This window comes from Arthrobacter sp. SAFR-023 (assembly GCF_051965295.1).
Taxonomy (GTDB): domain Bacteria; phylum Actinomycetota; class Actinomycetes; order Actinomycetales; family Micrococcaceae; genus Arthrobacter.
On sequence record NZ_JBQCMF010000008.1, the window covers coordinates 13,462 to 38,251 of the forward strand.

Sequence of the window (24,790 nt, forward strand, 5' to 3'; positions counted from 1 at the left end):
GGGCGGCTCTTTGTTGTCTCAGGCTGGTAACGATTAGACATCGTTGTCATTCTTTGGTCCTTCATCATCGAATTTCTCTTGACTGTACCCTGTGAGCTTGATTACATGATGCATGACATCGTTGTCAGGCACCAGAAGTGCCATGAAACCAGGAGATTCAATGTTGAGTTCCAAAGCCCCGCGGACAGTCACCCACCGCCTGCTTGCCATCGGTGCAGTCCTGACCCTCGGCACGCTCAGCCTCACCGCTTGCGGCGGGAGTTCGCCAACCACCTCGTCAGCCGGGAGCTCCTCGGCCGAGAAGGTCGGCGTGTCCCTCATCGTGAAAACCACGTCGAACCCGTTCTTCGTTTCCATGCAAGACGGCGCAAAGAAGGCCGCCGAAGCCGACGGCGTGGACCTGAAGCTCGCAGCCGGCAAGGCCGACGGCGACGAAGAAACGCAGATCCAGGCGATCGAAAACGCAATCTCCAAGGGCGATAAAGGCATTCTGATCACGCCCAACGGCCCTTCGGTCGTCGATGCGCTGAAAAAGGCCAAGGACGCCGGCCTGTTCGTTATCGCCCTGGATACTCCGCCGGACCCCGCGGACGCCGCCGACATCACATTCGCCACCGACAACTTCGCCGCTGGTGAACTGATCGGCAAGTGGACCGCCGCGCAACTTGGCGGAAAGAAGGCCACCATCGCGCTGCTGGACCTGTTCGACGACAAGGTGGTCTCCGTGGACTACAACCGGGACCAGGGTTTCCTCAGCGGCCTCGGCATCGACACTGCGGACAAGAAGAAGAACGGTGACGAGGCCAAGACCGGCAAGTACACCGGCGGCAAGGGCGGCGACTACGAGATCGTGGGCAGCCAGGCAACCCAGGGCGCCGAGGACGGCGGCCGGACCGCCATGGAGACCCTCCTGGCCAAGAACCCGAACGTCAATGTTGTCTACACCATTAACGAACCTGCCGCGGCGGGCGCTTTCGAGGCGCTCAAGTCCGCAGGCAAGGAAAAGGACGTCCTGGTGGTTTCGGTGGACGGCGGCTGCTCCGGCGTCAACAACGTCAAGGCCGGCGTCATTGGTGCAACCGCCCAGCAGTACCCGGTCAAGATGGCGGAACTGGGCGTCAAAGCCATCGTTGACCTCGCCAAGACCGGCCAGAAGCCAGCCAATTCAGCAGGGCTGGACTTCTTCAACACCGGCGTAGAGCTCGTCACGGACAAGGCCGCCGACGGCGTCAAGAGCATCACAACGTCCGAGGCCGCCAAGATCTGCTGGGGCAAGTAGCCAGCCTGGGCCTCGCACCGCGGGAAGGTGCTGAACATGCAGTATTTTCCCGCGGTTCACGGCCACAGGAGATTCCCCGGCAGAAACAGCAGGCGCCGCACCAGCCCCAGCCCCAGCCGAACCAGCCCCCAGCAGGACCTTGAAGTTCAGGAGCAACAATGACCCAGCAACAAACCGCAGGCCCGCCCGCAGCAGGGCATGCAGACCCGGCCGAGGAATTCCTCGGCCGCCAGACCCCGCTCAGCCGAATCCGCAACATCCTCCACCGCTATCCAGCACTAAGCCCGGCCATTGTCCTGCTTGTTGCTGTGGTGGTCTTCGGCCTCCTCAATGAGAGGTTCCTGCGGGTCGAGAACCTGTCCCTGATCACGCAGCAGGTTTCGGTTGTGGGCACGCTCGCCATCGCCCAGACGCTCATCATCCTGACCGCCGGAATCGACCTCTCCGTCGGTGCGGTCATGATCCTGTCCTCCATGGTGGTGGCGCAACTGGCCGTCGGCAGCGGCGTGCCCGCCCCGCTCGCTCTCCTCCTGGGCCTCGTCGTGGGCCTGGCAGCCGGGGCGCTGAACGGTTTCCTGGTCACCAGGTTCCGGCTCCCCCCGTTCATCGTCACGCTGGGAACGCTTAACATTTTCATCGCCGTGACGCTCCTCTACTCCGGTGGCTCCACCGTCCGCGGCTCCAGCATGCCCGGCCTGCTGACGTGGATGGGCAGCACGTTCCCGGTTGGCCCCGTGCGGATCTCTACCGGCGTGGTCATGATGCTCCTGCTCTACATCGCGGTGGCGTTCATCCTCGGAAAGACCGCCTGGGGCCGGCACGTCTACGCGGTAGGCGATGACAAGGAAGCCGCCCGTCTGGCTGGTATCCCGGTGAACCGCGTCCTGATGAGCGTTTACCTTGCAGCGGGGGCCGTGCTGGCCGTCGGCGCGTGGATCCAGATTGGCCGCACGAACGCGGCCAGCCCCAACGCCGGCGTGGACCTGAACCTCGACTCCATCACCGCCGTCGTGATTGGCGGAACCAGCCTCTTTGGCGGTCGCGGCTCCATCTGGGGCTCCCTCCTCGGTGCGCTGATCGTCGGGGTGTTCCGCAACGGCCTCTCGCTGGCTGGCCTCGATGTGCTCTACCAGACCCTCGCCGTGGGCGTCCTCATCATCCTCGCTGTGTCGATCGACCAGTGGATCCGAAAGGTGAAATCATGACCGCCACAGAATTCCAGCCGGCCAAGACTGAGGTCCGCCAACCCATCCTGCAAGCCAGGAACCTCGTCAAGACCTTCGGCCGTGTCGTGGGCCTGGACGGCGTCAGCCTTGACCTCTACCCGGGCGAAGTTCTCGCGATCATCGGCGACAACGGTGCCGGAAAGTCCACGCTCATCAAGTGCCTCACCGGTGCCGAGGTCCCGGACTCGGGCGAGTTGTTCGTTTCCGGCCAACCAGTCCACTTCAAGCGCCCGCAGGATGCCCGCGTCCACGGCATCGAAACCGTTTATCAGAACCTCGCGGTCTCACCGGCGCTCGACGTCGCCTCCAACCTGTTCCTGGGCCGTGAAGAACGGCTTGCCGGCCCGCTGGGCAAGCTCTTCCGCGTCCTGGACACCAAGGGCATGCGCCGCAAGGCCAAGGAGGAACTGACCCGGCTGGGCATCTCGACACTTCAGGACGTGACAGTGCCGGTGGAGAACCTGTCCGGCGGCCAGCGCCAGGCTGTGGCCGTGGCCCGCGCCGCGGCGTTCGGCTCCAAGGTGGTCGTCCTCGATGAGCCGACGGCCGCACTCGGCGTCCGGGAATCGAACCAGGTCCTGCAACTGGTCCGCGACCTCCGGGACCGGGGGCTGCCGGTGATCCTGATCAGCCACAACATGCCGCATGTGTTTGACGTGGCGGACCGGATCCACATCCAGCGGCTCGGAAAGTGCGCGGCCACCATCACGCCGCAGTCGCACAGCATGACCGACGCCGTGGCGATCATGACCGGTGCCGCCACGGCCTGACCGGGCACGCCTCCCAGAACCAGCACCACCAGCAACACAGCACTCCCCACATCCGTCCGCGGGCCGAAACCGGCCCGCGGACGGCTCCATGAAAGGCCCCACCGTGAATCCAACCTCCACCCCCGGCACCCCGAACACAGGCACCGGCACCCTCGGCACCGTGAACGCAGGACCTGCCAGCTTAGGATCCAGCGCGGCAAGCCCGGAAGTCATCGTCATCGGTGAAGCCCTGGTGGACGTCGTCGCGTCCGCAGACGGAACCGTCGAGCACCCCGGCGGATCGCCGGCGAACGTCGCTTACGGGCTGGGCCGGCTCGGCATCCGGACCGCGCTCCTCACCTCGATCGGCGACGACGACCGCGGGCGGGCCATCGAGGCGCACCTGCAGCGTGCCGGCGTCGCGCTCCTGCCCGGTTCGAGGACACCGGGCAGGACGGCGACGGCCACGGCGACGCTGGACGCCGACGGTTCCGCCACCTACGACTTCGACATCCGCTGGGAACTGCCGCCAGTGGCACCGGCATCCCTTCCCAAGGTGCTCCACACCGGCTCCATCGCGACCTTCCTGGCTCCCGGGGCAGCAGCTGTCAGGACCCTCCTGGAGCAGTCGCACCGCGAATGCGTGGTCACCTACGATCCCAACATCCGCCCGGCACTCCTCGGCAGCCATGCCGAGGCCCGGAGCATCTTCGAGGAGCTGGTACCGCTCACCGACGTGGTCAAGCTGAGCGACGAGGATGCCCGCTGGCTCTATCCCGGCCTGCAGCTGGAGGACGCCGCGGCGCGGATCCTCGAGCTGGGTGCGGGGCTCGCGGTGGTCACCCGCGGTTCCGAGGGGTCACTGCTGGCCACCCCGGAGCTGCAGCTGGTGGTACCGGCCGTCCGGTCCGCAGTGGCGGACACCATCGGCGCCGGGGATTCGTACATGGCGGCGCTGATCTACGGGCTGCTTGCGCGCGGAGCGGACGGCCTGGCACCGGCCGTATTGGAAACCCTGGGACGCACTGCCTCGAAGGCCGCCGCGATCACCGTGCGCCGCCCGGGAGCCAACCCGCCCACGGCGGCCGAACTCCTCGCGGACCTGCCGGAGGACGCGGCGGCGCCTGAGGATGTGCCGGCCGCCGCGGTCGCCTGAGAGATCGCGGCTATGACAGCTGGGGCGTACGCCTGGCCGCGGAGCTTGCGCGGCTAGGCTCGGGCCTGGGAAACAGCCCGCCGACGCCCGCGCAACGACGCCGCACCCCACAGCGCCAGGAATGCAGCCACCAGCAGCAACCCGGCATCGCCCAGATCGATGGCGCCCAGCCAGGCGGTGAGCGGGTCCTTCAGCCCGAACGCCGCGTTGAGGAAAGCGCCAAGGGTTATCACGGCAACGAAAAGCGCGGAGAGGGCCGAGAGGCCCGTGATGACGGCGTTGAACCCAAGTTTGCGCAGGGGGTCATGGATGGCCGACTTGTACATCCGCATCATGGCAACGCCGTTCGTGGTGTCGCACAGCGTCATGGCGGCGGTGAACGCGAGTGGCAGAGCCAGTAGCGCGACGGGCGAAACGCCCGCCAAGGAGGCCGCCGTCGTCATCACCAGGAGCCCAATGGTGGTGGCGGTATCAAAACCGAGCCCGAACAGGAAGCCAATCACGTACACGTTCCTGGGTCGCCGCACCTTTGACAGCGGCCGGGCCAGAAGGCGGGCCACAAAGCCCTTGGCTTCGAGCTCCTCCGGCAGCACCGCTCCGCCGCCACGGACCCTGCGGTAGTGCCGGGCCGCACCGAGAAACGCAGACCCGTTGAAGAGCCCCATGGCCAGCAGGAAGAGGCCGGACACCCCACTGCCAATCAGCCCCAGGACCAGGTTTCCGGTGCTGCCCTCGGTCATGAACCTGCCCACCAGCGACACCCCGGAGACCACCAGGGCGCCGGCCAGGATCACCACCGAACTGTGCCCCAGGCTGAAGGCGAATCCCACACTGGTGGGATCCTGCCGCTGCGCCACGAACTTCCGGGTGGAGTTGTCGATCGCGGCGATGTGGTCCCAGTCGTAACTGTGCTTGATGCCCGCCAGGTACGCCGTAAACACCAGCCCGAACGCCAGTGGCTGCCCCGACGCCGCGGTACCGGCGACCAGAAGAACGACGGCGGCAAGGTGCAGGATGCCCACCGCGGAAAAGGTGGCCAGCAGGCGTGTCCGGAGCGGTAACTGCTCCCGCTCGCGGTACATGGCGGCGAACTGGGTCAAGGTAGTCATTAGTACTTCCTCAGGTTCAGGGGCGCCTGGCCGTACCAGCGTTGACGGAGAAGGCCACTGCAGCCACCCAGTAGCGTATTGAGTTTTTCAGTGCTGTTCGACAGGGACCGGAGCACCAGTGCCGTGATGCCGTCCATTGTGGCACTGAGCGAGATTCCTGTGTAGGCGTCGAACTTTTCCGCGAGCTGGTGCAGCTCATCGGCGAGCGCCTGGTCCACCCGCGCGTCCGCCACCACCAGCGAACCCAGGTGACTGTAGCCCTCCATGAAGCCCGTGCCGGTGATGTCGTCGAGGGGCGGGCGGATCAGCAGGTTGTCCAGGGCGAGCAGCCGGGTGCCGCCGTCCGTCTGCACGTGGATCTCGTTGCGGAGCCGCAGCTCCTCGTACCGGAATGAGGCCCCGTCGGGTGACCAGCCGGGCGTGATCACCTCGGCCATCACCAGGCTCGACGTCGGCCGCACCGTGATGTGGGTGTTCTGCCGGTAGCTGGCGTCCCGGTAGGCGATGACCTGGTCCGGCGCCAGCTCCAGCCGTGACCCTTGCCCGAGCCGGACGGTCATCCGCTGCTCGGCAAACGATTCCGGGGTCCGGTAGATCTTCGTCGCGGACTGCGTGGTGAGCAGCAGCTCGGACCGGTCCCCCACCTCCACGTCCAGGACGTAAAGGTCGGCCCCCAAATATGCCCCGCCAGGATTGACGACGACGTAGCAAACCTGGCCCGAGTCATCCAGAAAATGAGGTCGCAGTACGCGAAGCGCACCTTCATGAAATTGCCGGGACGCAATGGAACGCCCTCCGCGTTCGCTGATGACCAGCTCAAGCACACCGCGAGGCGGCCTGACCGCAGAGGCGGCGGAGCCGGATGTAAGGGGCCGCGGCGTGGCGGGCATCGCGAGGGCACGGCCCCTTACATCCGGTGAAGCCGCCGGTGGCACTGCCGCCGTCGTGCTCATTGAGCTAAGTCGAGCATCAGGACATCGCGGCGGATCCATTCGATGACGTGCTCAAGGCCTTCGTCCGTCTTGAGGTTCGTGAAGCAGAACGGCTTGGCACCGCGGAATTCCTTGGAGTCGCGTTCCATGACGGCGAGGTCGGCGCCGACGTGCGGGGCGAGGTCTGTCTTGTTGATGATGAAGAGGTCGGACTTGATCATGCCCTGGCCGGCTTTGCGGGGGATCTTCTCGCCCTGCGCCACATCGATGATGTAGATCGAGAAGTCCACCAGTTCGGGGCTGAAGGTGGCGGACAGGTTGTCGCCACCGGACTCCACAAAGATCACCTGCAGGTCTGGGTGCCGCTGCTTGAGTTCCTCGATGGCGGCCGTGTTCATGGATGTGTCCTCACGGATGGCGGTGTGCGGGCAGCCGCCGGTTTCGACGCCGATGATGCGGTCCTCGGGCAGGATGCCGTTGGCTGCCAGGATCTTGGCGTCCTCGATCGTGTAGATGTCGTTGGTGATGGCGGCCATGGAGATTTCCGCGCTCATGTGGCGCGTGAGCCGTTCCACAAGCTGGGTCTTTCCGGCGCCGACGGGGCCGCCGATGCCGATCTTGATGGGCTCAGTCATGTTGTCCTCCTAAGTCAAAAAGCACAGTTCTAAATCAAAAGCACAGTTAGCTCATGAACATGCGGGCACGCTGGCGCTCGTGCCTCATCTGCGATATCTCCAGTCCGGGGCTGACCGCCCCGAAGTCGTCCGGCGTCAGGCGGGCGGCCCGCTCGACAGCGGCAGCAACGCCGTCGTGCGCGTTCCGCAGCACCCGCTGGCCGGCGGCCTGCCCGAGAGGGATGGCCCGGACGGCGTTCTGCGTCAGGGAGGTGACGGCAGCGAAAAGGTACGCGCCGGTCGCCTCCGCCTGCGGAACCCCCAGGGAACGGGCGACGACGGCGAACGCCAGCGGCTGATGGCCTGCAGCCCGGCCGCCGCTCACCAGCGCCCGGTATGCGTCCAGCTCCCCCGAGGAAAAGACCTCGGCACCGATCTCAATCAGCCGCCCACCCATCTTGACGCTCGCCTCCCGCACCTGCCGAGGCAAAAGCTGAGCAGTAAGCAACCCATCCAGCTCCCCCACAGGCACCCCCTCATACAGAAAACGAATCGCCAAGGCATCCGAATAAGTCAGCTGCTGCCCCAAAAACGCAGCCAGCCACACCCCAAAGGACTCCTCATCCCGAACCACCCCCCGCTCGATATAGGTCTCAAACCCCAACGAGTGCGCAAAAGCCCCAGTAGGCAGCGCGGAATCAGTCAGCTGCCGAAGCGCCAGCTGATAGGTGTCAGTGCGAGTGTTCGGCATGGCGGAAAGGCACTGGCATGACGCGTTCCTGCCGGTCGTAGGGCACTCCGACGTGTTTGAGATAGTCCTCGACGGTGTGGTCGTAAGCGCACACCATGACTTCGGCGCCGTACTCGGACAATGCGTCGAAAAACTGTGCCTGCAGGTGCCGGTTGCCGAGGGAATGCGCCACTATGCCCATCTCGTGGATGCTCCGTGGTGCGATCACCAGGACGTCGGTGGGCAGCACGGAGACCACGATCATGTTCGTTTCAGCCACGTGCAGCACGTCGCCGTCACGGAGGTCAGCCGAGCCGGCAGGAAGCCTGATGCCGATCTCCTTGCCGTGGTCGGTGGTGACACGCTGGATCCGTTTGACCAGTTGGGCGCTCGGCAGCACCACCTTCTCCCGGTGCAGGCCGGAGTAGGATTCGGCAGGCTGGTCGTGCAGGTTGCCGAGGACTTTCTCGATGATCATCTGAACTCCTAGAAGAGGAAGTACCGCTGCGCCATGGGCAGTACGTCCGACGGCTCGCAGGTGACCTCTTCCCCGTCCACGGTCACCGCGTACGTTTCCGGGTCCACCTGGATGTCAGGCGTGGCGTCGTTGTGCTTCAGGTCCACTTTGGTCAGGGTCCGGATGCCGGAGACCGGCCGGATGACCTTCTCCAGGCCCAGATCCTCCGGCACGCCGGCGTCGATGGCCGCCTGGGAGAGGAAGGTGATGGACGACTGCTGCAGGGCCTTGCCGTGGGCAGCGAACATGGGCCGCATGGTGCGCGGCTGGGGTGTGGGGATCGAGGCGTTGGCGTCGCCCATCAGGGCATAGGCAATTTGGCCTCCCTTGATGACCAGTTCGGGCTTCACACCAAAGAACGCCGGATCCCAGAGCACCAGGTCGGCGAACTTGCCCTCCTCAACGGAGCCGATGGAATCAGCCATGCCCTGGGCGATGGCCGGGTTGATGGTGTACTTCGCCACGTAGCGCTTCAGCCGGAAGTTGTCGCTCTCCGTGCCGGAGCCAGATGCTGCACCGTGGGCGGCCCCGGCAGGGTCCTTCAGGACGCCGCGCTGCTTCTTCATCTTGTCCGCCACCTGCCAGGTACGGGTGATCACCTCGCCCACGCGCCCCATGGCCTGGGAGTCCGACGACGTGATGGCGAAGACCCCGAGGTCCTGCAGGACGTCCTCCGCCGCGATGGTCTCGGCGCGGATGCGGGAATCTGCGAAGGCCACATCCTCCGGGATGTCCGGATTGAGGTGGTGGCACACCATGAGCATGTCCAGGTGCTCTTCGATGGTGTTCCGAGTGTAGGGCAGCGTGGGATTCGTGGACGCGGGAAGCACGTTCGGCAGGCCGGCGATCTTGATGATGTCCGGCGCGTGCCCGCCTCCGGCGCCTTCGGTGTGGAACGTGTGGATGACGCGCCCGTCGATGGCCCGGATGGTGTCCTCCACGAAACCGCATTCGTTCAGCGTGTCAGTGTGGATGGCCACCTGGACGTCATACTCATCCGCAACCTTTAGTGAGGTGTCGATCGATGACGTGGTGGAACCCCAGTCCTCGTGGACCTTCAGGCCCACCGCGCCCGCGCGGATCTGCTCGGCCAACGGTTCGACGGCGGAGGCGTGCCCCTTGCCCAGGAGCCCGATGTTGACCGGAAAACCCTCGGCTGCCTGCAGCATGCGGTGGATGTGCCATTTTCCCGGGGTGACGGTGGTGGCCTTGGTGCCCTCGGCGGGTCCGGTGCCGCCGCCCACCATGGTGGTCACGCCGCTGCATAGGGCAGTGGCCACCTGGTCCGCCGAAATAAAGTGGATGTGCGAGTCCACTCCCCCGGCGGTAAGGATCTTGCGTTCCCCCGCGATGATCTCCGTACTGGCGCCGATGATGATGTCCACGCCGTCGGCAATCTGCGGGTTTCCGGCCTTGCCGATCCGGAAGATGTGGCCGTCCTTCAGGGCCACGTCCGCCTTGTAGATGCCCGTGTAATCCAGCACCACGACGTTGGTGATGACGGTATCCGGCACGCCACCGTCAGGGCCTCCGTCCCGGGTGGACTGGCCGTTCTGGCCCATGCCGTCCCGAATGACCTTGCCGCCGCCGAAGACCACTTCCTCGCCATAGTTCGTGAGGTCCTTCTCGATCTCCAGGAACAGATCGGTGTCGGCGAGACGGATGGCATCTCCCGTCGTCGGGCCGTAAAGGTCCGCGTACTGCCTGCGGGACAACTCGAAACTCATCGGTCTCCCCCGTCCCGGTCAATGCCGGCATGGCCAGCGCCGTCGTCGAGGCTGCCGTTCACTGCGTTGCTCAGGCCGTAGACCTCCCGGCTTCCGGCCAGCCTGATCAGCCGGACAGTCTTCCCGTCGCCCGGTTCGAACCGTGCTGCGGTGCCGGCAGGAATGTCCAGGCGCCGCCCGTAGGCGGCGTCGCGGTCGAATTCCAGCGCCGGGTTCGCCTCCGCGAAGTGGTAGTGCGAGCCCACCTGCACGGGCCGGTCACCGGTGTTGAGGACAACGACGTCGACCGCCTCGCGGCCCGCGTTAATCACCAGCGGTTCAGGACGCAGGACGTACTCTCCGGGAATCATGGCGCACCCCTATCGGATGGGGTTGTGGACTGTGACGAGCTTCGTGCCATCAGGAAAAGTGGCCTCGATCTGGACATCGTGGATCATCTCCGGCACGCCCTCCATGACGTCGTCGCGGCTGAGCAGCGTGGTGCCGTAGCTCATGAGCTCGGCCACGGTGCGGCCGTCCCGGGCACCCTCGATCAGCTCGTAGCTGATGATGGCCACGGCCTCCGGGTAATTCAGTTTGAGCCCGCGCCCCTGGCGCCTGCGGGCGAGGTCGGCGGCGACCACGATCATGAGCTTTTCCTGCTCACGGGGCAGCAGATGCATGAGGATCCCTTCGACGGCCGGCGGGTCTGTGTGGGACCCAGAGTAGGCCCCCTACGTTTCCACTACGTTTCGGCAGAGTCAGGTCCGGCTCTTAGCGGTCGCCGCTGAGCCGGGCAAGGATCTCGTCGCTCGACCGGACCGGCTGGCGATACGTGGTGGACAGGATGCGCAGCATGTCCTTGGCGTCCTGGCTGTCCTCCGACGCCATGGCGTCCTCCGCGTACGTAACCCGGATGTTGTGGGCGAAAGCGTCCGCTCCGGTCTGGGCGATGCAGTTGTGCGTGGAGACCCCGGCCAGCACCACTTCGTCGGCGCCCCAGTTCCGCAGCCGGGACAGCAGGTTGGTGCCAACAAAGGCGCTGTCCCGCGTTTTGCTCAGCTGGGGCAGGCCGTCTGTGGCCAGGCCTGGCACAGCCTCTGCCTGCTCGCTGCCGCGGAAAATGAAGCCCTGGTCGTCGTCGAGCATGCTCAGCGTCCACGTTGACTTGTCCCGCTCGTGTTCGGTGCCAACCAGCAGCGCCTTGTGTCCGCTGGAGGTGAAGCCCTCCAGCAGCCTGTTGCATGAGGTGACGAGCCGCTCCTGCTGGGCTGCCAGTTCCGGCGCTTCGAAGTACGCGTTCTGCATGTCAATAACGAGCAGAGCAATCATGGTGCACCTTCCCTTCACTGTGCCGGTGACGGTGACGTACCCGTTCGCGGAGCCTGTGAAACCCGGAATGCGAAACCCTACCGCGGCTCTAGGGGGCCGAGGCCCGGATTCGCAATTCGAATTCCGCTTCCGCGTGCACGCCCCCCGCGGCCTTCTCGGTCCCCTCGATCCGGTCGATCAGCAGCTGCACGGACCGCTCCGCGATCTCGTTCATGCCGGGAGCAACAGTGGTCAGCGACGGGGACGAGAACCGCGCCTCATCGATGTCGTCGAACCCGGCCACGGCCGCGTCCTCGGGCACCCTTACCCCGCGGAGCAGCAGTTCGTGCATGGCACCCAGGGCCAGGGCGTCATTGAGTCCAAAGACGGCGTCGAACGGCTGGCGGCCCTCAAGCAGCCTGGCCACCGCGGACGCGCCCCCGTCACGGCGCCACTCCGCAGGGACAATCAGGGCCGGGTCAAAGTGGACTCCCGCCTCGGCCAGCGCCTCCCGGTATCCGGCCAGCCGAAGGCCGGGCGAACCGGCACGGTCCCCGGGGGAAGCACCTATCACCGCAATACGACGCCGGCCGCCCGCCAGCAGGTGTCCAGTCATGGCCTTGGCCGCGCCCACATTCTTCATGGTGACTTGGTCGAACCGGGGGTCGTCGATGTGTTCGCCGAGCATCACGAGGGGCTTGGTGCCGCGCCGGGCCGCGGCCACAGCGTCCGCGTCGAGAACCAACGGAGTGAACAGGAGCCCGTCCGTCAGCTGGCTGAGGGATCCCTGCAGGGCACTCAGCTCGTTGGACTCAGTGGCCGCTGACTGTTCCACCAGGACGCGGTAGTCCCGGCCGGCTGCCACCGTCATCAGCCGGGAAGCAAGCTCCGCGTAATACGGCACGGAAAGGTCGGACACCACCAGGCCCAGCATGCGGGACTTCCCGGAACGCAGGCTCCGTGCCGTCAAGTTGGCCTCGTACCCGAGCTCGGCGATGGCGTCCAGCACTTTCTGCCGTGTGGCTGGCCTGATGAACTCATAGTTGTTGAGCACGTTCGACACAGTTTTCAGGGAAACTCCGGCCGCGCGGGCAACCTCGTTCATTGTCACGGCCATGCAAAGCCCCTTTCACGGCACACTTTTCCCCCGGGCATATCTCCCGGCTACCTTCCTCTTTGCTACATCGTTGCAGAATGCAGGCCGCCCCGCCCGCCAAGAATTTCCCAAGGTGGTTACCCCATCCTTTCTGCAAGGTCTCTTGGCTCTGGGGCCAGGCAACGGCGCCTGGCCCCAGCGACAATCCAGCGGTGTCCTCTAAGCGGCGGCCACTGCCGGGACCGGTCCGGCAAACGGTGGCCTCTTAGGCATTAAGCGGCGGCCACCACCCGGGGCGGCAACCAAGCGTCCGCGGCAGGACAGGGTGGGGAACGTTGCGGCAGAAGGGGGCCGAATTGTTGCAGGGTGCAGGGGGGTCCATAGAAGGATTACCCCCGACGGAACGGCAGTTTGGTCTTGTGGTTTCCCATCATGCCCGCACACCGTACCGGGGTTCCTTGCCCTGGTACGGTGACGGGGGTCCCGGACCGGTTGGCGGCGAGGAAGGCCGGGGATCCGGCCTGGAGTTCCTGGCCCGGCTCGGTTCGGGACCCATCCGTATTACTTCCGGCGCTATTGCGGACGTGGACGGCGTTGCGGGAGCAGTGGTGCTCGCCACGTGCAACCGGTTCGAAGTCTATTGCGACGTCGCTCCGGCCGCGGATCCGGACATCACCAGGAAGCGCGTGTTGGGCGTCATCAGCACATGTTCAGGTATTTCGCCCGAGGAACTCGAGCGGGCCCTTGACTGCCTGACCGGCACCGCCATGACTGAGCATCTCTTCTCGGTGGGCGCCGGCCTCGACTCGGCAGTGGTGGGCGAACGCGAAATCGCCGGCCAACTGCGCCGCTCGCTGGCCTCCGCACAGGAGGAGGGAGCGGCCAGCGGCGCCCTGGTCCGGCTCTTCCAGGCGGCCTCCCGTGCCGCCCGCGAAGTTGGCTCGCTGACGGCCCTGGGTGAGGCAGGCCGCTCCATGGTGTCCGTTGCACTGGACATCACCCAATCCAAGCTCGAACGCCAGGGCCTTTCCGGACTGTCCGTGGTGGTCATCGGCACCGGGGCCTACGCCGGCTCTACCCTTGCGCTCCTGGCGGCAAGGGCGTGTTCTGCGGTGTCCGTGTTTTCCTGGTCCGGACGGGCCGAGGCCTTCGCGTCAGCCCGGGGCGCCACCGGCCTGGCCGCCGAGGATCTGCCCTCTGCCGTCCGCGGAGCGGATGTGGTAATCGGCTGCAGCGGCCGCGGCCCCAGGCTCAGCCCGGAGGACTTTCGGAGCTTCCGGCAGGGCGTTCCCGCCCCGCTCGTCGTCGTCGATCTCGCCCTGAGCCGGGACTTTGAGCCGAAAGTAGGCGAACTGCCCGGGCTAGACCTCATCACGCTGGAGCATGTGCGGCTGGCCTCGCCGCGTGAACAAACCGACGTCGTCCGCCAGGCCGGTGAGCTTGTCCGGCAGGCCGCCATGAGGTTTGAGGAGGACCGGCAGGCGCGGCTTCTGGATCCGGCGATCATAGCGCTGCGTGGCCACATGCAGTCGGTACTGGCTGATGAAGTGGCGCGGGTGAAGAACCAGCACGGCTGCACGGCCACAGCAGAAGCGGTGGAATTCGCCCTCCGGCGGGTAGTGCGGCAGCTCCTGCATGTGCCAACCTCGCGGGGGCGCGAACTGGCGGCAGCCGGCAGGCAGGACGAGTACATGGCTGCCCTCGAAACGCTGTTCGGGCTCGACCTGACGGCAGGGGTGGAAGCGCAGGCCGCAGCAAACGGCGCCTTCCCGGAAGCGGAAACGGGCACGCTGGGCTGCCCGGCACGGGAGCGTCAAGGCATTGTGGCCACGGAGGACGCCCTGCCGGCAGCAAGCTAGCCGCCGTTTCCTCTAGATCCGTTTCCGATAATCCCGCACATAAAAAATCCCCGGCTTCCTGTTGCCAGGAAGCCGGGGACTTTCCACTCTTCGCTAAAAGAGTGGGCCCTGTGGGGATCGAACCCACGACCCACGGATTAAAAGTCCGATGCTCTACCAACTGAGCTAAAGGCCCAAACTGCCTGCTGGAATGCGGGCCACAAAAGCCTGCAAACGCGAAACAGTTCCAGTCCATTTCTGAACGTTTAATACTGTACCCCAGACGGTGGCGACTTCAGCACGGCGCCCCGCCGTCGCCGTCGAACGTGTTTTTGACGGCCGCCAGCAAGGGCTTCAGGTGCCCGATGGATGCCGTTTCCGGGAAATGCAGACACTGGAAGGGACGCTCGATTCCGGTTCCCTGCAGGAGTAGCGTGGGACCATGAGCCAGAACGCAGGAACCAGCGGCCCGGGCGGGGCGGAGCGGCACCACAAACCGAAGCCTTTTGCGCCCATTGATTTCGAACCTTTTGCAGGCGGCGCCGATCCGGCGCGCGTCTCGGAAGCTGCGCACCTGGCCGCCCAGGCCCTTGTGCGCCACGGGCGGGACAGCGATGATCCCGTCATCACCAAGCGGCTCGTGAAGCTGGCCGATGAGCAGGGCCTTGAGGCAATAGCGGAGATGTGGGCGGAAAGCCCGGCTCGCTCGCTGCCCGGCGCCCTGTGGCGGCTGTACGCCCTCCGCGCGGCAACGGTGCAGGATCCCGAGCGCATCTCCGTCTATTTCAAGGCCGGCAAGGACACCGCCCAGGTCTCCCATGTGGTGGCCGGCGCCGCCGAGCCGCCCGGTGCCGATGAAATGAAGACAATGGCGGACGCGATCCTGTCCGGGGCCTTCGACGGAGAGTTCGATGTTGCGCTGGAGCGCTCTGCTGCTTTCTGCCGCGTGGTGGCACTCGGCCAGGCCACGCTGGCGGATGGCGCGGAGCATTCGAACGAGAGCCACGCGCGCAAGCTGACGCGCAACTCGCACCTGCTCGTGAAGACCGCAGAGGACCTGGAACACGCCGCCAACGCCTGGCGGCTGGGTGAGCTTGACTGACCCATCAGCCTCAATCTGTCAATGTTGACTTGGCCCAACCAAAGTAGAACACTGAAATAGGTGCCGAACCGCGAAACCCCCGGGCTTCAACATTTAGCCGCCTAGAGCGGCCTACCGCCGAGAGGCGTATCCGGTTCGGCACCATTTTTATGCCCCAACGCAGGTGCCGGTAAAGTACTGACTAGCTGCGGCTCGGACGTCAAGTCAAGAACTCCCGCGGCGTCCCGCCCTGACGATCCTCCGGAGACCGGTACTGATGAAGCTGCGCCTTTTTCCCCAGGAGCCCGCAGGCCTGAACCTACTTTCGCAGCTGGCCCGGCAGATCGTTTTCGCCAGCGCCACCATGGCGGAAATCCTCGGCGCACCGTCCTCCGAGCACCACCGGCTGGTGGAGGACATGCACAACCACGAGGCAAAGTCGGCCGAGCTGCACTTCGCCCTCCTGACACACATGCGCACCAGCTTTGTGAATCCGCTCCCCCGCGAGGACATGTATGCCCTCTCGCAGAGCCTGAACGAAGCCATTGAAAAGCTGGACGCCGCCGCCGAGTTGGTGGCGCTCTACAACCTGGACCGGCTGCCGAAACGCGCGGCCGACCAGCTTGAAATCATCAGCCGCCAGGCCGAGCTGACGGCTGACGCAATGCGCCGCCTGAACAATCTGGACGACCTTGAGGACTACTGGATCGAGGTCCTTCGTCTGGCCAAGCGGGCTGAACGCACGCACCGTGTCTGGGTCGCGGACATGCTCAAGGAAATGAAATCAGCCCAGTATGCCCGCAACCGGGACATCGCCAACCAGCTGGTCGACGTCACTAAGGACATGCGCCGGATCGCCACGCAGGTGGGCAGCATCATCGTCAAGGAATCCTGAGTGACGCTCTTCATCTTCGTCCTGGTGGTTCTCCTCGGCGCGGCATTTGCCTTCATCAACGGCTTCCGGGATGTGTCCACGTCCGTTGCCCTGGCCGTGCGGACGCGTGCCCTGACCCCCACCATCGCCGTCCTGCTTGCCGCCCTTTTCAACCTCATAGGCGCCTTGCTCAGCGCCGGACTGGCCGTGGCGATCAGCCAGAACTGGGTGGCCCTTCCTCCCGGGAACAGCGGCCTGACCATCATCGCCGCCGGCCTCGCCAGCGCGTGTGCCTGGGGTATTTTCCTGTGGTGGCGTGGCGTTCCGTCCTCCTCCACGCATGCCCTGGTGGGCGGACTTGCGGGTGCCGGAACCGCCAGCGCGGTGGTGGGCGGCAACTCCGTGGGCGGGGTGGACCAGTCACTCCTCTTCCAAGTGATCCTCCCCTTGGCCCTCTCGCCGGTTGTAGCCTTCATCGCCGCCTACCTGCTGGTCTTTCCCGTGACCTGGGCCGCGCGCTACACCCAGCCGAGCGTGGTTAACAAGCGTTTCCGGGCTGCGCAGTCGATCGCCGCCGGCGCCGTGGCCTTTGGCCACGGCCTGCAGGACGGCCAGCGGGTCAGCGCAGTGCTCATCCTGGCACTGCTGGCGGCCGGCTATTCCGACGGCGGCTCGCTTCCGATGTGGGTGGCTCTGCTGTCCGCAGTGATGATCACGGTGGGCACGCTGTTCGGCGGCTGGCGCATCTCGCACACCATTGGCTACCGGCTCACCCGGATCGATCCGTTGCGCGGCGTGGTGGCCCAGGGCTTCAGTGCGCTCCTGCTGTTTATTGGCGCCATCGGGCTCCACTGGCCGGTTTCCACCACCCACACGGTCACGTCCGCCGTGCTCGGCGCGGGGGAAAACCAGCAGTTCGCCACCAGCCACCGCAAGCTGGTCACCCGGATCCTGTCGCTGTGGGTCCTGACGCCGGCAGCCACCGCCGCGGGCGCCTTCGTCCTGGAGCTGGCGCTCTCCCCGCTGATCGGCGTCTGAAACAGCAACGCGGGGTCATTTAGCGCCCATTCGGAGGTCCGAATTGGGCGCTAAATGACCCCGCGTTGGTGTAGAGAACCGGTCGGGGGGACTATCCGAAGCGGCCGGAGACGTAGTCCTCGGTGGCCTTCTGGCTCGGGTTGTTGAAGATGGTGCTGGTCTCGGCGAACTCGATGAGCTTGCCCGGCTTGCCGGTGCCGGCGATGTTGAAGAACGCCGTCTTGTCCGAGACGCGGGCCGCCTGCTGCATGTTGTGGGTCACGATCACCACGGTGTACTGGTCCTTGAGCTCGTTGATGAGGTCCTCAACGGCCAGGGTGGAGATCGGGTCCAGGGCGGAACACGGCTCATCCATGAGGATCACCTGCGGCTCCACGGCAATGGCGCGGGCGATGCAGAGGCGCTGCTGCTGGCCGCCTGACAGTCCCGAGCCCGGCTTCTCCAGGCGGTCCTTTACCTCGTTCCAGAGGTTGGCGCCGAGGAGTGAGCGCTCCACCAGGGCATCGGCCTCGCCCTTGGAGATCTTCTGGTTGTTCAGTTTCACGCCGGCCAGGACGTTGTCCCGGATGGACATGGTGGGGAACGGGTTGGGCCGCTGGAACACCATGCCGATCTGGGAGCGCACGGTCACCGGGTCCACGCCGGGTCCGTACAGGTTGTCGCCGTCGAGCAGGACCTCACCTTCGACGCGTGCGCCGGGCAGCACCTCGTGCATGCGGTTGAGCGTGCGCAGGAAGGTGGACTTGCCGCAGCCCGAGGGACCGATGAAAGCCGTGACGGACTTGGCCTCGATGTTGATGCTGACGTCTTCCACGGCCAGGAAATTGCCGTAGTACACGTTCAGGTCTTTGACGTCGATGCGCTTGGACATGATGTTCCTTTAACTTGCTCGTATGAAATGAAGTCTAGATCCCGGCTTCTCGAGCCGAAATACGGTCCGGTATAGCCGGTCCGTACTAGCGGCGGCCTGTCTTCGGGGCGAAGACCCGGGCAATGAGGCGGGCGCCGAGGTTGAGCAGCATCACCAGGATGATGAGGACCAGGGCCGCACCCCATGCCCGTTGCGACGACGGATCGGGGTTGGACGGGGAGGTGGGGTTCAGGATCTGCGTGTAGATGAACGTGGGCAGGGACGCCATCCATCCGCCGAACACGTTGTTGTTGATGCTCGTCGCAAACCCTGCGGTCACCAGGATGGGCGCAGTCTCGCCGATGACCCGGGCGATCGCCAGGGTGACGCCGGACGCAATGCCGGAGATCGCCGTCGGAATGACCACCTTGAGGATGGTCCGCCACTTGCGGACGCCGAGGGCGTAGGCCGCCTCGCGGAGCTCGTTGGGCACGATCTTCAGCATTTCCTCGCTGGAGCGGACCACCACCGGGATCATCAGCACGGACAGCGCGACGGCGGCGACGGCGCCGGTCTTGGTGCCGGGGCCCACCACCGCGAAGAAGAACGCGGCAGCGAAGAGGCCGGCGACGATGGACGGGATGCCTGTCATGACGTCCACAAAGAACGTGATGGCGCGGGCCAGCGGCCGGTCGTTGCCGTACTCGACGAGGTAAATCGCCGTCAGGAGGCCCACCGGAACGGAGATGACGGTGGCCAGCAGGGTGATCTGCAGGGTGCCGATGAGGGCGTGGTAGATGCCGCCGATAACGGGCCCGGTGCCTTCGGCCGCCCTGTTGTCGTACACGCCGGTGACGCCGTTCATCGACGTCCCCAGGAAGCCGGGGTTGAGCAGGCCCGGGATGCCGTTGACCATGACGGTCCAAATGACGGAGATCAGCGGCAGCAGGGCGATCAGGAATGCGCCCACCACGAGGCAGGTGGCTAGCTTGTCCCTGGCCTTGCGCGACCCCTCAACCGCGGCGCTCCAGGCGACGAGTCCTGCGGCGAACAGGATGGCGGAGACCACTCCCCAGCCGAAGACATTGAAGCCGATCAGGGCGAGGATGGCAGCTCCGAGGACCAGCGCGACGCCCAGGACCACGTAAGGGGCGTACTTGGGCAGCTGGCCCTTGGTCAGGGCTGACCGCTTGCGGACCGGGGTCAGGGTGGAGGTCATTTAGTTGGCTCCCGAGAATTCTTTGTGCCGGCTGATGATCCACCGGGCGAGGATGTTGACGGCGAGGGTGATCACGAACAGGACCAGGCCCGCGGCGATCAGGGTGCTCACCTTGAGGCCGCTGGCCTCGGGGAAGTTCAGGGCGATCTCGGCGGCGATGGTCTGGTTGCCGGACTGGATCAGGCTGGCGGTGAGTGCGCCGGAGGACAGCACGAGCGCCACTGCCATGGTTTCGCCCAGGGCGCGGCCGAGGCCCAGCATGACGGCACTGATGATGCCCGGTCGCGCGAAGGGCAGCACCGACATCTTGATCATTTCCCAGCGCGTGGCGCCCAGTGCGAGGGCCGCTTCCTCGTGAAGCTTGGGGGTCTGCAGGAAGATCTCGCGGGACAGCGACGTGATGATGGGGATGACCATGACGGACAGCACGATGCCGGCTGTCAGGATGGTTTTGCCGGTGGCGGAGGCAGGTCCCTGGAAGATGGGCAGCCAGCCCATGTTGGTGGCGAGCCAGCCGTACGCAGGCGAAATCTGGGGGGCCAGGAAGGCCGCGCCCCAGGCACCGTAAACCACGGAGGGGATCGCGGCGAGCAGGTCAATGACGTAGCCGAGGCCGGACGCGAGGCCGCGAGGGGCGAAGTGCGAGATGAAGAGGGCAACTCCGACGGACACCGGCGTGGCGATGGCCAGGGCGATGACGGCAGCAATGAGGGTGCCGACGACGATTGGCCAGATGTAGGCGAAGAAGCCTTCCCCGCCCTGGATGTCCGCGGCGGGGGCGGTGAAGGCGGGAATCGCCTGGATGACAAGGAAGAGCGCCACGCCGAAAAGAACGGCAAGGATCAGGCAGCCTGCCGCCAGGGCCGCTCCGGAGAAGACTTTGTCCCCGGCGCGGCCGGCGCCTCGGGAACTGGTCAGGGAGGTGGTGGTCATACCCGGCCCTTCGGTGTTGGTGGTGCAGAAATGTGGATGGTGCTGAAACCGCGCTTTACACGGCTAAGTTCCCCGCCCTGCCTGGCGGCTGGGCGGGGAACCTCGGCGAATAGGTGAGTCGTTACGACTTGACCTTGATGGTTTCGATGGCCTTGACAGCCTTCTCGGCCAGCGTGGCGGAGATCGGAGCCGACTTGGCGGACTCGGCGGCCGCCTTCTGGCCCTCTTCGGACACTACGTAGGTCTCGAAAGCCTTGACCAGGTCCACGGTTTCCTGCTTGTCGTAGGTGGAGCAGACGATGTGGTAGGAAACCAGGACCACCGGGTAGGCACCGGCCTCGGTGGTGGTGCGGTCGAGCTTGATGGCGCCGCTGGTATCGGCGCGGCCTTCAACGGGCTTGCCGGCGTCGACTGCCTTGGAAGCAGCTTCCGGGGAGATCTTGACGAACTCGGAACCGACCTTGATCTGGGCGATGCCCAGCTTGCCGCCAACGGCGGAGTCGTCGGCGTAGGCCACGGCGCCCGGGGTGTCGGTGACGGTCTTAACGACGCCGGACGTGCCCTTGGCGTTCTCGCCCTTGAGGGATGCAGGCCAGATGCCGTCGGCCTTGTCCTTCCAGACATCGGGAGCCGCGGCGGAGAGGTACTCGGTGAAGTTCTTGGTGGTGCCGGAGTCGTCAGAGCGGCTCACCGGGGTGACGGCGAGGTCCGGGAGCTTGGCGTCCGGGTTCAGGGCCACAATGGCGGGGTCGTTCCACTTGGCAATCTCGCCACGGAAGATCTTGGCCGCGGTGGGGGCGTCCAGCTTCAGCTCGGTGATGTCCGGCAGGTTGAAGGCAATGGCGATCGGCGAGATGTAGACGGGGATCTCGATGGCACCCGCAGGCCCGCACACCTTCTTGGCCGCTGCCAGTTCCTCGTCCTTCAGGTAGGCGTCGGAACCGGCGAACTGAGCCGAACCGTCGACGATGGCCTTGCGCCCGGCGCCGGAGCCGTCCGGGGAGTACTGCACGGTGGCGCCCTGGTTCGCGGAGGCGAAGTTGGTCTTCCACACGTCCATGGCCGCGCCCTGCGCGGAGGAGCCGATGCCGGTCAGGGTGCCGGTGACCTTGGTGCCGGCGGCGGAGGCGCTGCCTGCCGGGGCGGTGTTCGTGGCGTTGTCTGAACCACAGGCGGTGAGCGCGAGTGCGCCAGCGGCGATGACAGCGATTGCCGCGTGGCGGCCGAAGCGGAGTGCCTTCACTGGGTGTACCCCTTCCAGGGTTTCTGATGCGGTGCGGACCGGAGACGCCCGTACGGGAGATTCGTACTTTTTGTACCTTCAATGAAGTTATGGGCCGCAGGTAACAAGTTTTGGGGTCGGAGGTGAACGCAGGGTTAACGACGGCGGGCCATTGGCTTACAGATGCTGGGTTGCCATTGCGTTGGCTGCGCCACAGCCGTAGTGGATCCGCCACATTGTCAACAGGCATAACGGCGGCCCCACGTGGCACGATGGGCGTCATGGAAACTTCAGGGCCGCTGGACGCGCGGCAGTTGGGCGAGGGGCCGCCGTCGGATTCCGACGTGGACCTGTACCGCAGGCTGAGTTCGGACCTCACCGCCGGCGTCGCCATGGTTTCCACCCGGCTGCGGAACAGGGACTACGCTGCCACGGTCAGCGGCTTCCTCTCGGTGTCCTACGACCCGCCCACCATGCTGGTCAGCCTGTTCGCGGAATCCCGCATTGGTGAAGCGGTGGAGGAAGCGGGGACGTGGGCACTTAGCGTGCTGTCCGGCAAGCACCAGGGCACGGCGACGTGGCTGGCGAGTCCGGGGACGCCGCTGCACGGACTGCTCGCGCAGGTGCCTTTCCGGCGCGGGCCGGCCACGGGATCGGCGATCATTGACGGCTGCCTGGCCTATTTTGAGCTGCGCACCGTTTCTGTCCATTCTGCCGCCACCCACCTGCTTGTTGTGGGCGAGGTGGTGGCGATGGGTAGTGGGGCCGCACCGTCCGAGGTTCCGGATCCGCTGGTGCATTTCGGCTCGGAGTTCCGCCGGCTGGCGCCGTAAGCCTCCGCCCCCAACTCAGTAGCAGCACAGGGCGTTCCCAGCGCTGGGAACGCCCTGTGCTGCTACTCACTTGGGATTTGGGACCGAGCGAAGGCGGGCGAGCAGCGTCGCGGCGAGGAACGCCGTCGTAATTTCCAGGACGACGACGGCCAGCAGGCCTTCAGCGTCCGATCCAAACAAGCCCGTGCCAGGTGCCATCGCCGTCGCTCCGGAATGTGTGTGGCGGGACGCGCCTCCCCCGGCTAACGCTGGCGCCCCCAGCAGCAGGACCGCATGTAATGCCGTCATAGCCAGGGCGCAGCCCATCACCTGACGCAGGGCAGGCTCCCGGCTGCCGCGCCACAGGTGCCCAGCGCACGGCAGGCAGACCCCGACCATCGCGAGCATCACGATGCCCAGCCAGGGGCCGTGGTGGTTTCCCGCAATGAGCCACAGGTGCACCGCGCAGGACGCGGCGGTCACCGCAGAGACGGTGCGGGAGTGCAGCTGCAGTGCGGTCACGGCGTGAACCTAGCCGTGGCAGTGGGAGCCGGACTGGCTGGAGTTGGCCGGGACGTCCAGGACCGGGCTGCGGTCGAAGAAGCCCTCGGGGCGGAGCTTGAAGCCGACGGTGTCCACCGGCATGATGGGCCAGTCCTCCGCGCGCGGGAAGTGCGTCAGCCCGAAGGTGTGCCACACAACGATGTCCTGGCCGTCGATGTCGCGGTCCTGGGCGATGTAGGCGGGCAGGCCCGCGCCGCCGGAATGCTGGTTGACGAAGTCTCCGGTCGGGTAGCGCTCGTCCTCGGCGTAGCGGGTGACCCACAGGTCCTTGGTGGCAAACGCGGCCCGCCGGGCAATGGAGGACTCGGGGTCAGCCATCAGCGTGGGCTGGTTGTAGGAGTGCAGCTTGTAGCCCACCGGCTCGCCCAGACGATTACGCGATTCGGGGTTGGAGATGATCCACGTCCGGCCGGTCCGGGCATCACCCTCCCGGACGGCCTCGGACTCACGGGTCAGCACGGTGCGCTTCCGGGAGAACGCGTTGCCGCGCTCATTGCCCGGGCCCATGGCCTGGCGGACCACGTCCTCTTCCTCCACCCTGTTGGTGAAGCCGTCGATGGCCATGTCGAGGCGGGCGCTGAAGATGTGCTGGTGGAACGGTGCCCCGAGGCCCGGTGCCAACTGGGAGATGTTGTCCGAGCCGCCTTCCGGGAAGGCGGACGTGAAGACGATGCCGGTGGCCTTGGCTTCGAATTCGATGGTGCCGTCGAGGTAGAGGTACCAGTAGAAGCCGTAGTCGTAGTTGCCGATGGTGGTGAAGAAGGAGATCACCATGCGGCGGTTCCGCCGGGTGTAGTTGATGCCGGACCAGAGGTCGCTGTGCTTGGCCAGGATGCCCCAGTCCTCCTCGTGCATGCAGATGCCGTTGCGGATCTCGCGGGGGTTGCCGAAGGCGTCGCTGATGACGGGGCTCAGGTAGGTGATGTCGCCGAGGCAGTCGCAGCCGAGTTCGAGGGAGTTGGCGAACTGGCCCACGAGGTACTCCCCCGTATCGAAGTAGTTCTGCCAGGACCTGATCGGGGACGGATCACCGTACGGGACCACCATCTCGGCGATCGACGCGCGGTTGATGATGGGCCGGAGCCGGTCCCCGTCCCGGAAGCCGATGTTGTGCAGCACCACGCCCTCGCGGACGTCGAATCCAACGTCCAGGCTCCATTTCTCCCACTCGATGTGGTTGCCGCCGGTCACCGTAAAGCTGGGGCCTTCGGGCTGGGTGATGCTGATGGGCTTCTGGGTGGTACGGAGCGGGCCCGTGAGCTCGGGATCGGTGTAGTTGCCGTGCTCTGTCGGGATGGGCATCGGGCCAAGGTCGATCACCTGGGTGACTTCCTTGCTGACCACGTCCACGTAGGCCACCAGCCCGTCAACCGGGTGGGCCCAGGCGCTGTCCTCCGGAAACTCCTGCACGAAGGCGAGCCCGCGCAGGATCCGGCGGCCCTTCTCCTCCGCGTATTCGAAGACGCCGGCGGACAGCGGTGCGACGCGCACCTTGCTGACGTCCAGGTTCCGTGCGGCAAGGGCTTTCAGCCACCGCCCGTCGGTGGCCAGCAGCTGCTCCACCACCTCGAACTCCTCTTCGAGGACCGGCAGTTCGCCGGTGGCAGCAGTGTCGAGTTCGACGGCGGAGATCACCGTGCCGCTGGTGACCGAGACGGTGACGTCCTGGGGCCGGCCGCCCGAAACATCGTGGATGAAGGCCCGGAAACGGCGGTCCGCCTCTGTTCCGGTTCCCCCGTCAGGGCCGGTTCCCCGGGCAGGGCCGGTTCCCCGGGCAGGGTCAAGGAGGCCCAGGTAGGCGATGCGCTTCTCCGGACCAAGGAGACCCCCCGAGCGGAGAATGCCCTGCACCTCGCTGATCTCCGCGGCTGAGGCAAGGCGGAACGGGCTGGCTGTTTCTGTGGTGGAGAGCGTCATAGCGGCCTTTGTCCATG

25 protein-coding genes and 1 tRNA gene are annotated in these 24,790 nt (G+C 65.8%); 9 read left to right on the forward strand and 17 right to left on the reverse strand.

Going from position 1 to position 24,790, the window contains the following annotated elements; all coding sequences use genetic code 11:
- Window positions 1–160: 160 nt before the first annotated feature.
- The 4 genes from ACTHQX_RS10075 to ACTHQX_RS10090 all read left to right on the forward strand — a co-directional run bounded on the left by ACTHQX_RS10075 (window position 161) and on the right by ACTHQX_RS10090 (window position 4,410).
- Window positions 161–1,279: a substrate-binding domain-containing protein gene (locus tag ACTHQX_RS10075; RefSeq protein WP_440157293.1), complete on the forward strand. Its 1,119-nt coding sequence runs from the start codon at window positions 161–163 to the stop codon at window positions 1,277–1,279.
- 158 nt (window positions 1,280–1,437) lie between these two features.
- On the forward strand, window positions 1,438–2,484 hold the full coding sequence (locus tag ACTHQX_RS10080) for an ABC transporter permease (protein WP_440157295.1): 1,047 nt from the start codon (window positions 1,438–1,440) through the stop codon (window positions 2,482–2,484).
- The gene (locus ACTHQX_RS10085; RefSeq protein ID WP_440157297.1) at window positions 2,481–3,275 is read left to right on the forward strand and encodes an ATP-binding cassette domain-containing protein; all 795 of its coding nucleotides are present in this window, start codon (window positions 2,481–2,483) and stop codon (window positions 3,273–3,275) included. The genes ACTHQX_RS10080 and ACTHQX_RS10085 overlap by 4 nt, the downstream gene beginning before the upstream one ends.
- Window positions 3,276–3,435: 160 nt before the next feature.
- A complete protein-coding gene (locus tag ACTHQX_RS10090) occupies window positions 3,436–4,410 on the forward strand; it encodes a carbohydrate kinase family protein (RefSeq protein WP_440157552.1) in 975 nt (324 codons plus the stop codon).
- A gap of 53 nt (window positions 4,411–4,463) precedes the next feature.
- Here ACTHQX_RS10090 and ACTHQX_RS10095 read toward each other — a convergent pair whose 3' ends face one another.
- The 10 genes from ACTHQX_RS10095 to ACTHQX_RS10140 form a co-directional block, all read right to left on the reverse strand.
- A complete protein-coding gene (locus ACTHQX_RS10095; protein WP_440157299.1) occupies window positions 4,464–5,519 on the reverse strand; it encodes a HoxN/HupN/NixA family nickel/cobalt transporter in 1,056 nt (351 codons plus the stop codon).
- Window positions 5,519–6,304, reverse strand: a complete 786-nt coding sequence (locus ACTHQX_RS10100) for an urease accessory protein UreD (RefSeq protein ID WP_440157554.1) — start codon at window positions 6,302–6,304, stop codon at window positions 5,519–5,521. Before ACTHQX_RS10100 ends, ACTHQX_RS10095 begins: the two co-directional genes overlap by 1 nt.
- Window positions 6,305–6,468: 164 nt before the next feature.
- Window positions 6,469–7,086, reverse strand: a complete 618-nt coding sequence (gene ureG, locus ACTHQX_RS10105; RefSeq protein WP_440157301.1) for an urease accessory protein UreG — start codon at window positions 7,084–7,086, stop codon at window positions 6,469–6,471.
- A gap of 46 nt (window positions 7,087–7,132) precedes the next feature.
- Window positions 7,133–7,816 carry an urease accessory protein UreF gene (locus ACTHQX_RS10110; RefSeq protein ID WP_440157303.1) on the reverse strand — a complete coding sequence of 228 codons (684 nt, stop codon included), beginning with the start codon at window positions 7,814–7,816 and terminating at the stop codon, window positions 7,133–7,135.
- Window positions 7,797–8,273, reverse strand: coding sequence for an urease accessory protein UreE (gene ureE, locus ACTHQX_RS10115; RefSeq protein WP_440157304.1), 477 nt, complete (start codon window positions 8,271–8,273; stop codon window positions 7,797–7,799). Before ureE ends, ACTHQX_RS10110 begins: the two co-directional genes overlap by 20 nt.
- 8 nt (window positions 8,274–8,281) lie before the next feature.
- Window positions 8,282–10,039, reverse strand: a complete 1,758-nt coding sequence (gene ureC / locus ACTHQX_RS10120) for an urease subunit alpha (RefSeq protein WP_440157306.1) — start codon at window positions 10,037–10,039, stop codon at window positions 8,282–8,284.
- Window positions 10,036–10,389: an urease subunit beta gene (locus ACTHQX_RS10125; protein ID WP_440157308.1), complete on the reverse strand. Its 354-nt coding sequence runs from the start codon at window positions 10,387–10,389 to the stop codon at window positions 10,036–10,038. The genes ureC and ACTHQX_RS10125 overlap by 4 nt, the downstream gene beginning before the upstream one ends.
- Before the next feature lie 9 nt (window positions 10,390–10,398).
- Window positions 10,399–10,701: an urease subunit gamma gene (locus ACTHQX_RS10130; protein ID WP_214857918.1), complete on the reverse strand. Its 303-nt coding sequence runs from the start codon at window positions 10,699–10,701 to the stop codon at window positions 10,399–10,401.
- Between the two features lie 91 nt (window positions 10,702–10,792).
- A complete protein-coding gene (locus ACTHQX_RS10135) occupies window positions 10,793–11,350 on the reverse strand; it encodes a cysteine hydrolase family protein (RefSeq protein ID WP_440157310.1) in 558 nt (185 codons plus the stop codon).
- 88 nt (window positions 11,351–11,438) lie between these two features.
- Window positions 11,439–12,446: a LacI family DNA-binding transcriptional regulator gene (locus tag ACTHQX_RS10140; RefSeq protein ID WP_440157312.1), complete on the reverse strand. Its 1,008-nt coding sequence runs from the start codon at window positions 12,444–12,446 to the stop codon at window positions 11,439–11,441.
- A gap of 500 nt (window positions 12,447–12,946) precedes the next feature.
- On the opposite strand from ACTHQX_RS10140, the gene ACTHQX_RS10145 reads away from it, so the two are divergent.
- Window positions 12,947–14,284 (forward strand): glutamyl-tRNA reductase, encoded by a 1,338-nt coding sequence (locus ACTHQX_RS10145; protein WP_440157556.1) that lies wholly within the window; start codon window positions 12,947–12,949, stop codon window positions 14,282–14,284.
- Window positions 14,285–14,386: 102 nt separating this feature from the next.
- Here the strand turns inward: ACTHQX_RS10145 and ACTHQX_RS10150 are convergent.
- Window positions 14,387–14,459, reverse strand: a tRNA-Lys gene (locus ACTHQX_RS10150).
- Window positions 14,460–14,705: 246 nt separating this feature from the next.
- Here ACTHQX_RS10150 and ACTHQX_RS10155 point away from each other — a divergent pair.
- The 3 genes from ACTHQX_RS10155 (at window position 14,706) to ACTHQX_RS10165 (ending at window position 17,256) form a co-directional block, all read left to right on the forward strand.
- Window positions 14,706–15,365 (forward strand): hypothetical protein, encoded by a 660-nt coding sequence (locus ACTHQX_RS10155; protein ID WP_102972823.1) that lies wholly within the window; start codon window positions 14,706–14,708, stop codon window positions 15,363–15,365.
- Window positions 15,366–15,621: 256 nt separating this feature from the next.
- Complete coding sequence (locus ACTHQX_RS10160; protein ID WP_440157314.1) at window positions 15,622–16,239, forward strand: DUF47 domain-containing protein; 618 nt, start codon at window positions 15,622–15,624, stop codon at window positions 16,237–16,239.
- Window positions 16,240–17,256: an anion permease gene (locus tag ACTHQX_RS10165; RefSeq protein WP_440157316.1), complete on the forward strand. Its 1,017-nt coding sequence runs from the start codon at window positions 16,240–16,242 to the stop codon at window positions 17,254–17,256.
- Window positions 17,257–17,347: 91 nt separating this feature from the next.
- On the opposite strand, the gene pstB is transcribed toward ACTHQX_RS10165, so the two are convergent.
- From pstB to pstS, 4 genes are all read right to left on the reverse strand, one after another.
- Window positions 17,348–18,127: a phosphate ABC transporter ATP-binding protein PstB gene (pstB, locus tag ACTHQX_RS10170; RefSeq protein WP_440157318.1), complete on the reverse strand. Its 780-nt coding sequence runs from the start codon at window positions 18,125–18,127 to the stop codon at window positions 17,348–17,350.
- Window positions 18,128–18,212: 85 nt separating this feature from the next.
- Window positions 18,213–19,325: a phosphate ABC transporter permease PstA gene (pstA, locus tag ACTHQX_RS10175; protein WP_440157320.1), complete on the reverse strand. Its 1,113-nt coding sequence runs from the start codon at window positions 19,323–19,325 to the stop codon at window positions 18,213–18,215.
- Window positions 19,326–20,258, reverse strand: coding sequence for a phosphate ABC transporter permease subunit PstC (pstC, locus tag ACTHQX_RS10180; RefSeq protein ID WP_440157322.1), 933 nt, complete (start codon window positions 20,256–20,258; stop codon window positions 19,326–19,328).
- A gap of 121 nt (window positions 20,259–20,379) precedes the next feature.
- Window positions 20,380–21,501 carry a phosphate ABC transporter substrate-binding protein PstS gene (gene pstS, locus ACTHQX_RS10185; protein WP_440157324.1) on the reverse strand — a complete coding sequence of 374 codons (1,122 nt, stop codon included), beginning with the start codon at window positions 21,499–21,501 and terminating at the stop codon, window positions 20,380–20,382.
- Window positions 21,502–21,761: 260 nt separating this feature from the next.
- On the opposite strand from pstS, the gene ACTHQX_RS10190 reads away from it, so the two are divergent.
- Window positions 21,762–22,313, forward strand: a complete 552-nt coding sequence (locus tag ACTHQX_RS10190) for a flavin reductase family protein (RefSeq protein WP_440157326.1) — start codon at window positions 21,762–21,764, stop codon at window positions 22,311–22,313.
- 66 nt (window positions 22,314–22,379) lie between these two features.
- On the opposite strand, the gene ACTHQX_RS10195 is transcribed toward ACTHQX_RS10190, so the two are convergent.
- Both ACTHQX_RS10195 and ACTHQX_RS10200 read right to left on the reverse strand, forming a co-directional pair.
- Entirely contained in the window at window positions 22,380–22,814 is a 435-nt protein-coding gene (locus ACTHQX_RS10195) for a hypothetical protein (protein ID WP_440157328.1), read from the reverse strand.
- A gap of 9 nt (window positions 22,815–22,823) precedes the next feature.
- Window positions 22,824–24,773, reverse strand: a complete 1,950-nt coding sequence (locus ACTHQX_RS10200; RefSeq protein ID WP_440157330.1) for a primary-amine oxidase — start codon at window positions 24,771–24,773, stop codon at window positions 22,824–22,826.
- Window positions 24,774–24,790: the final 17 nt, after the last annotated feature.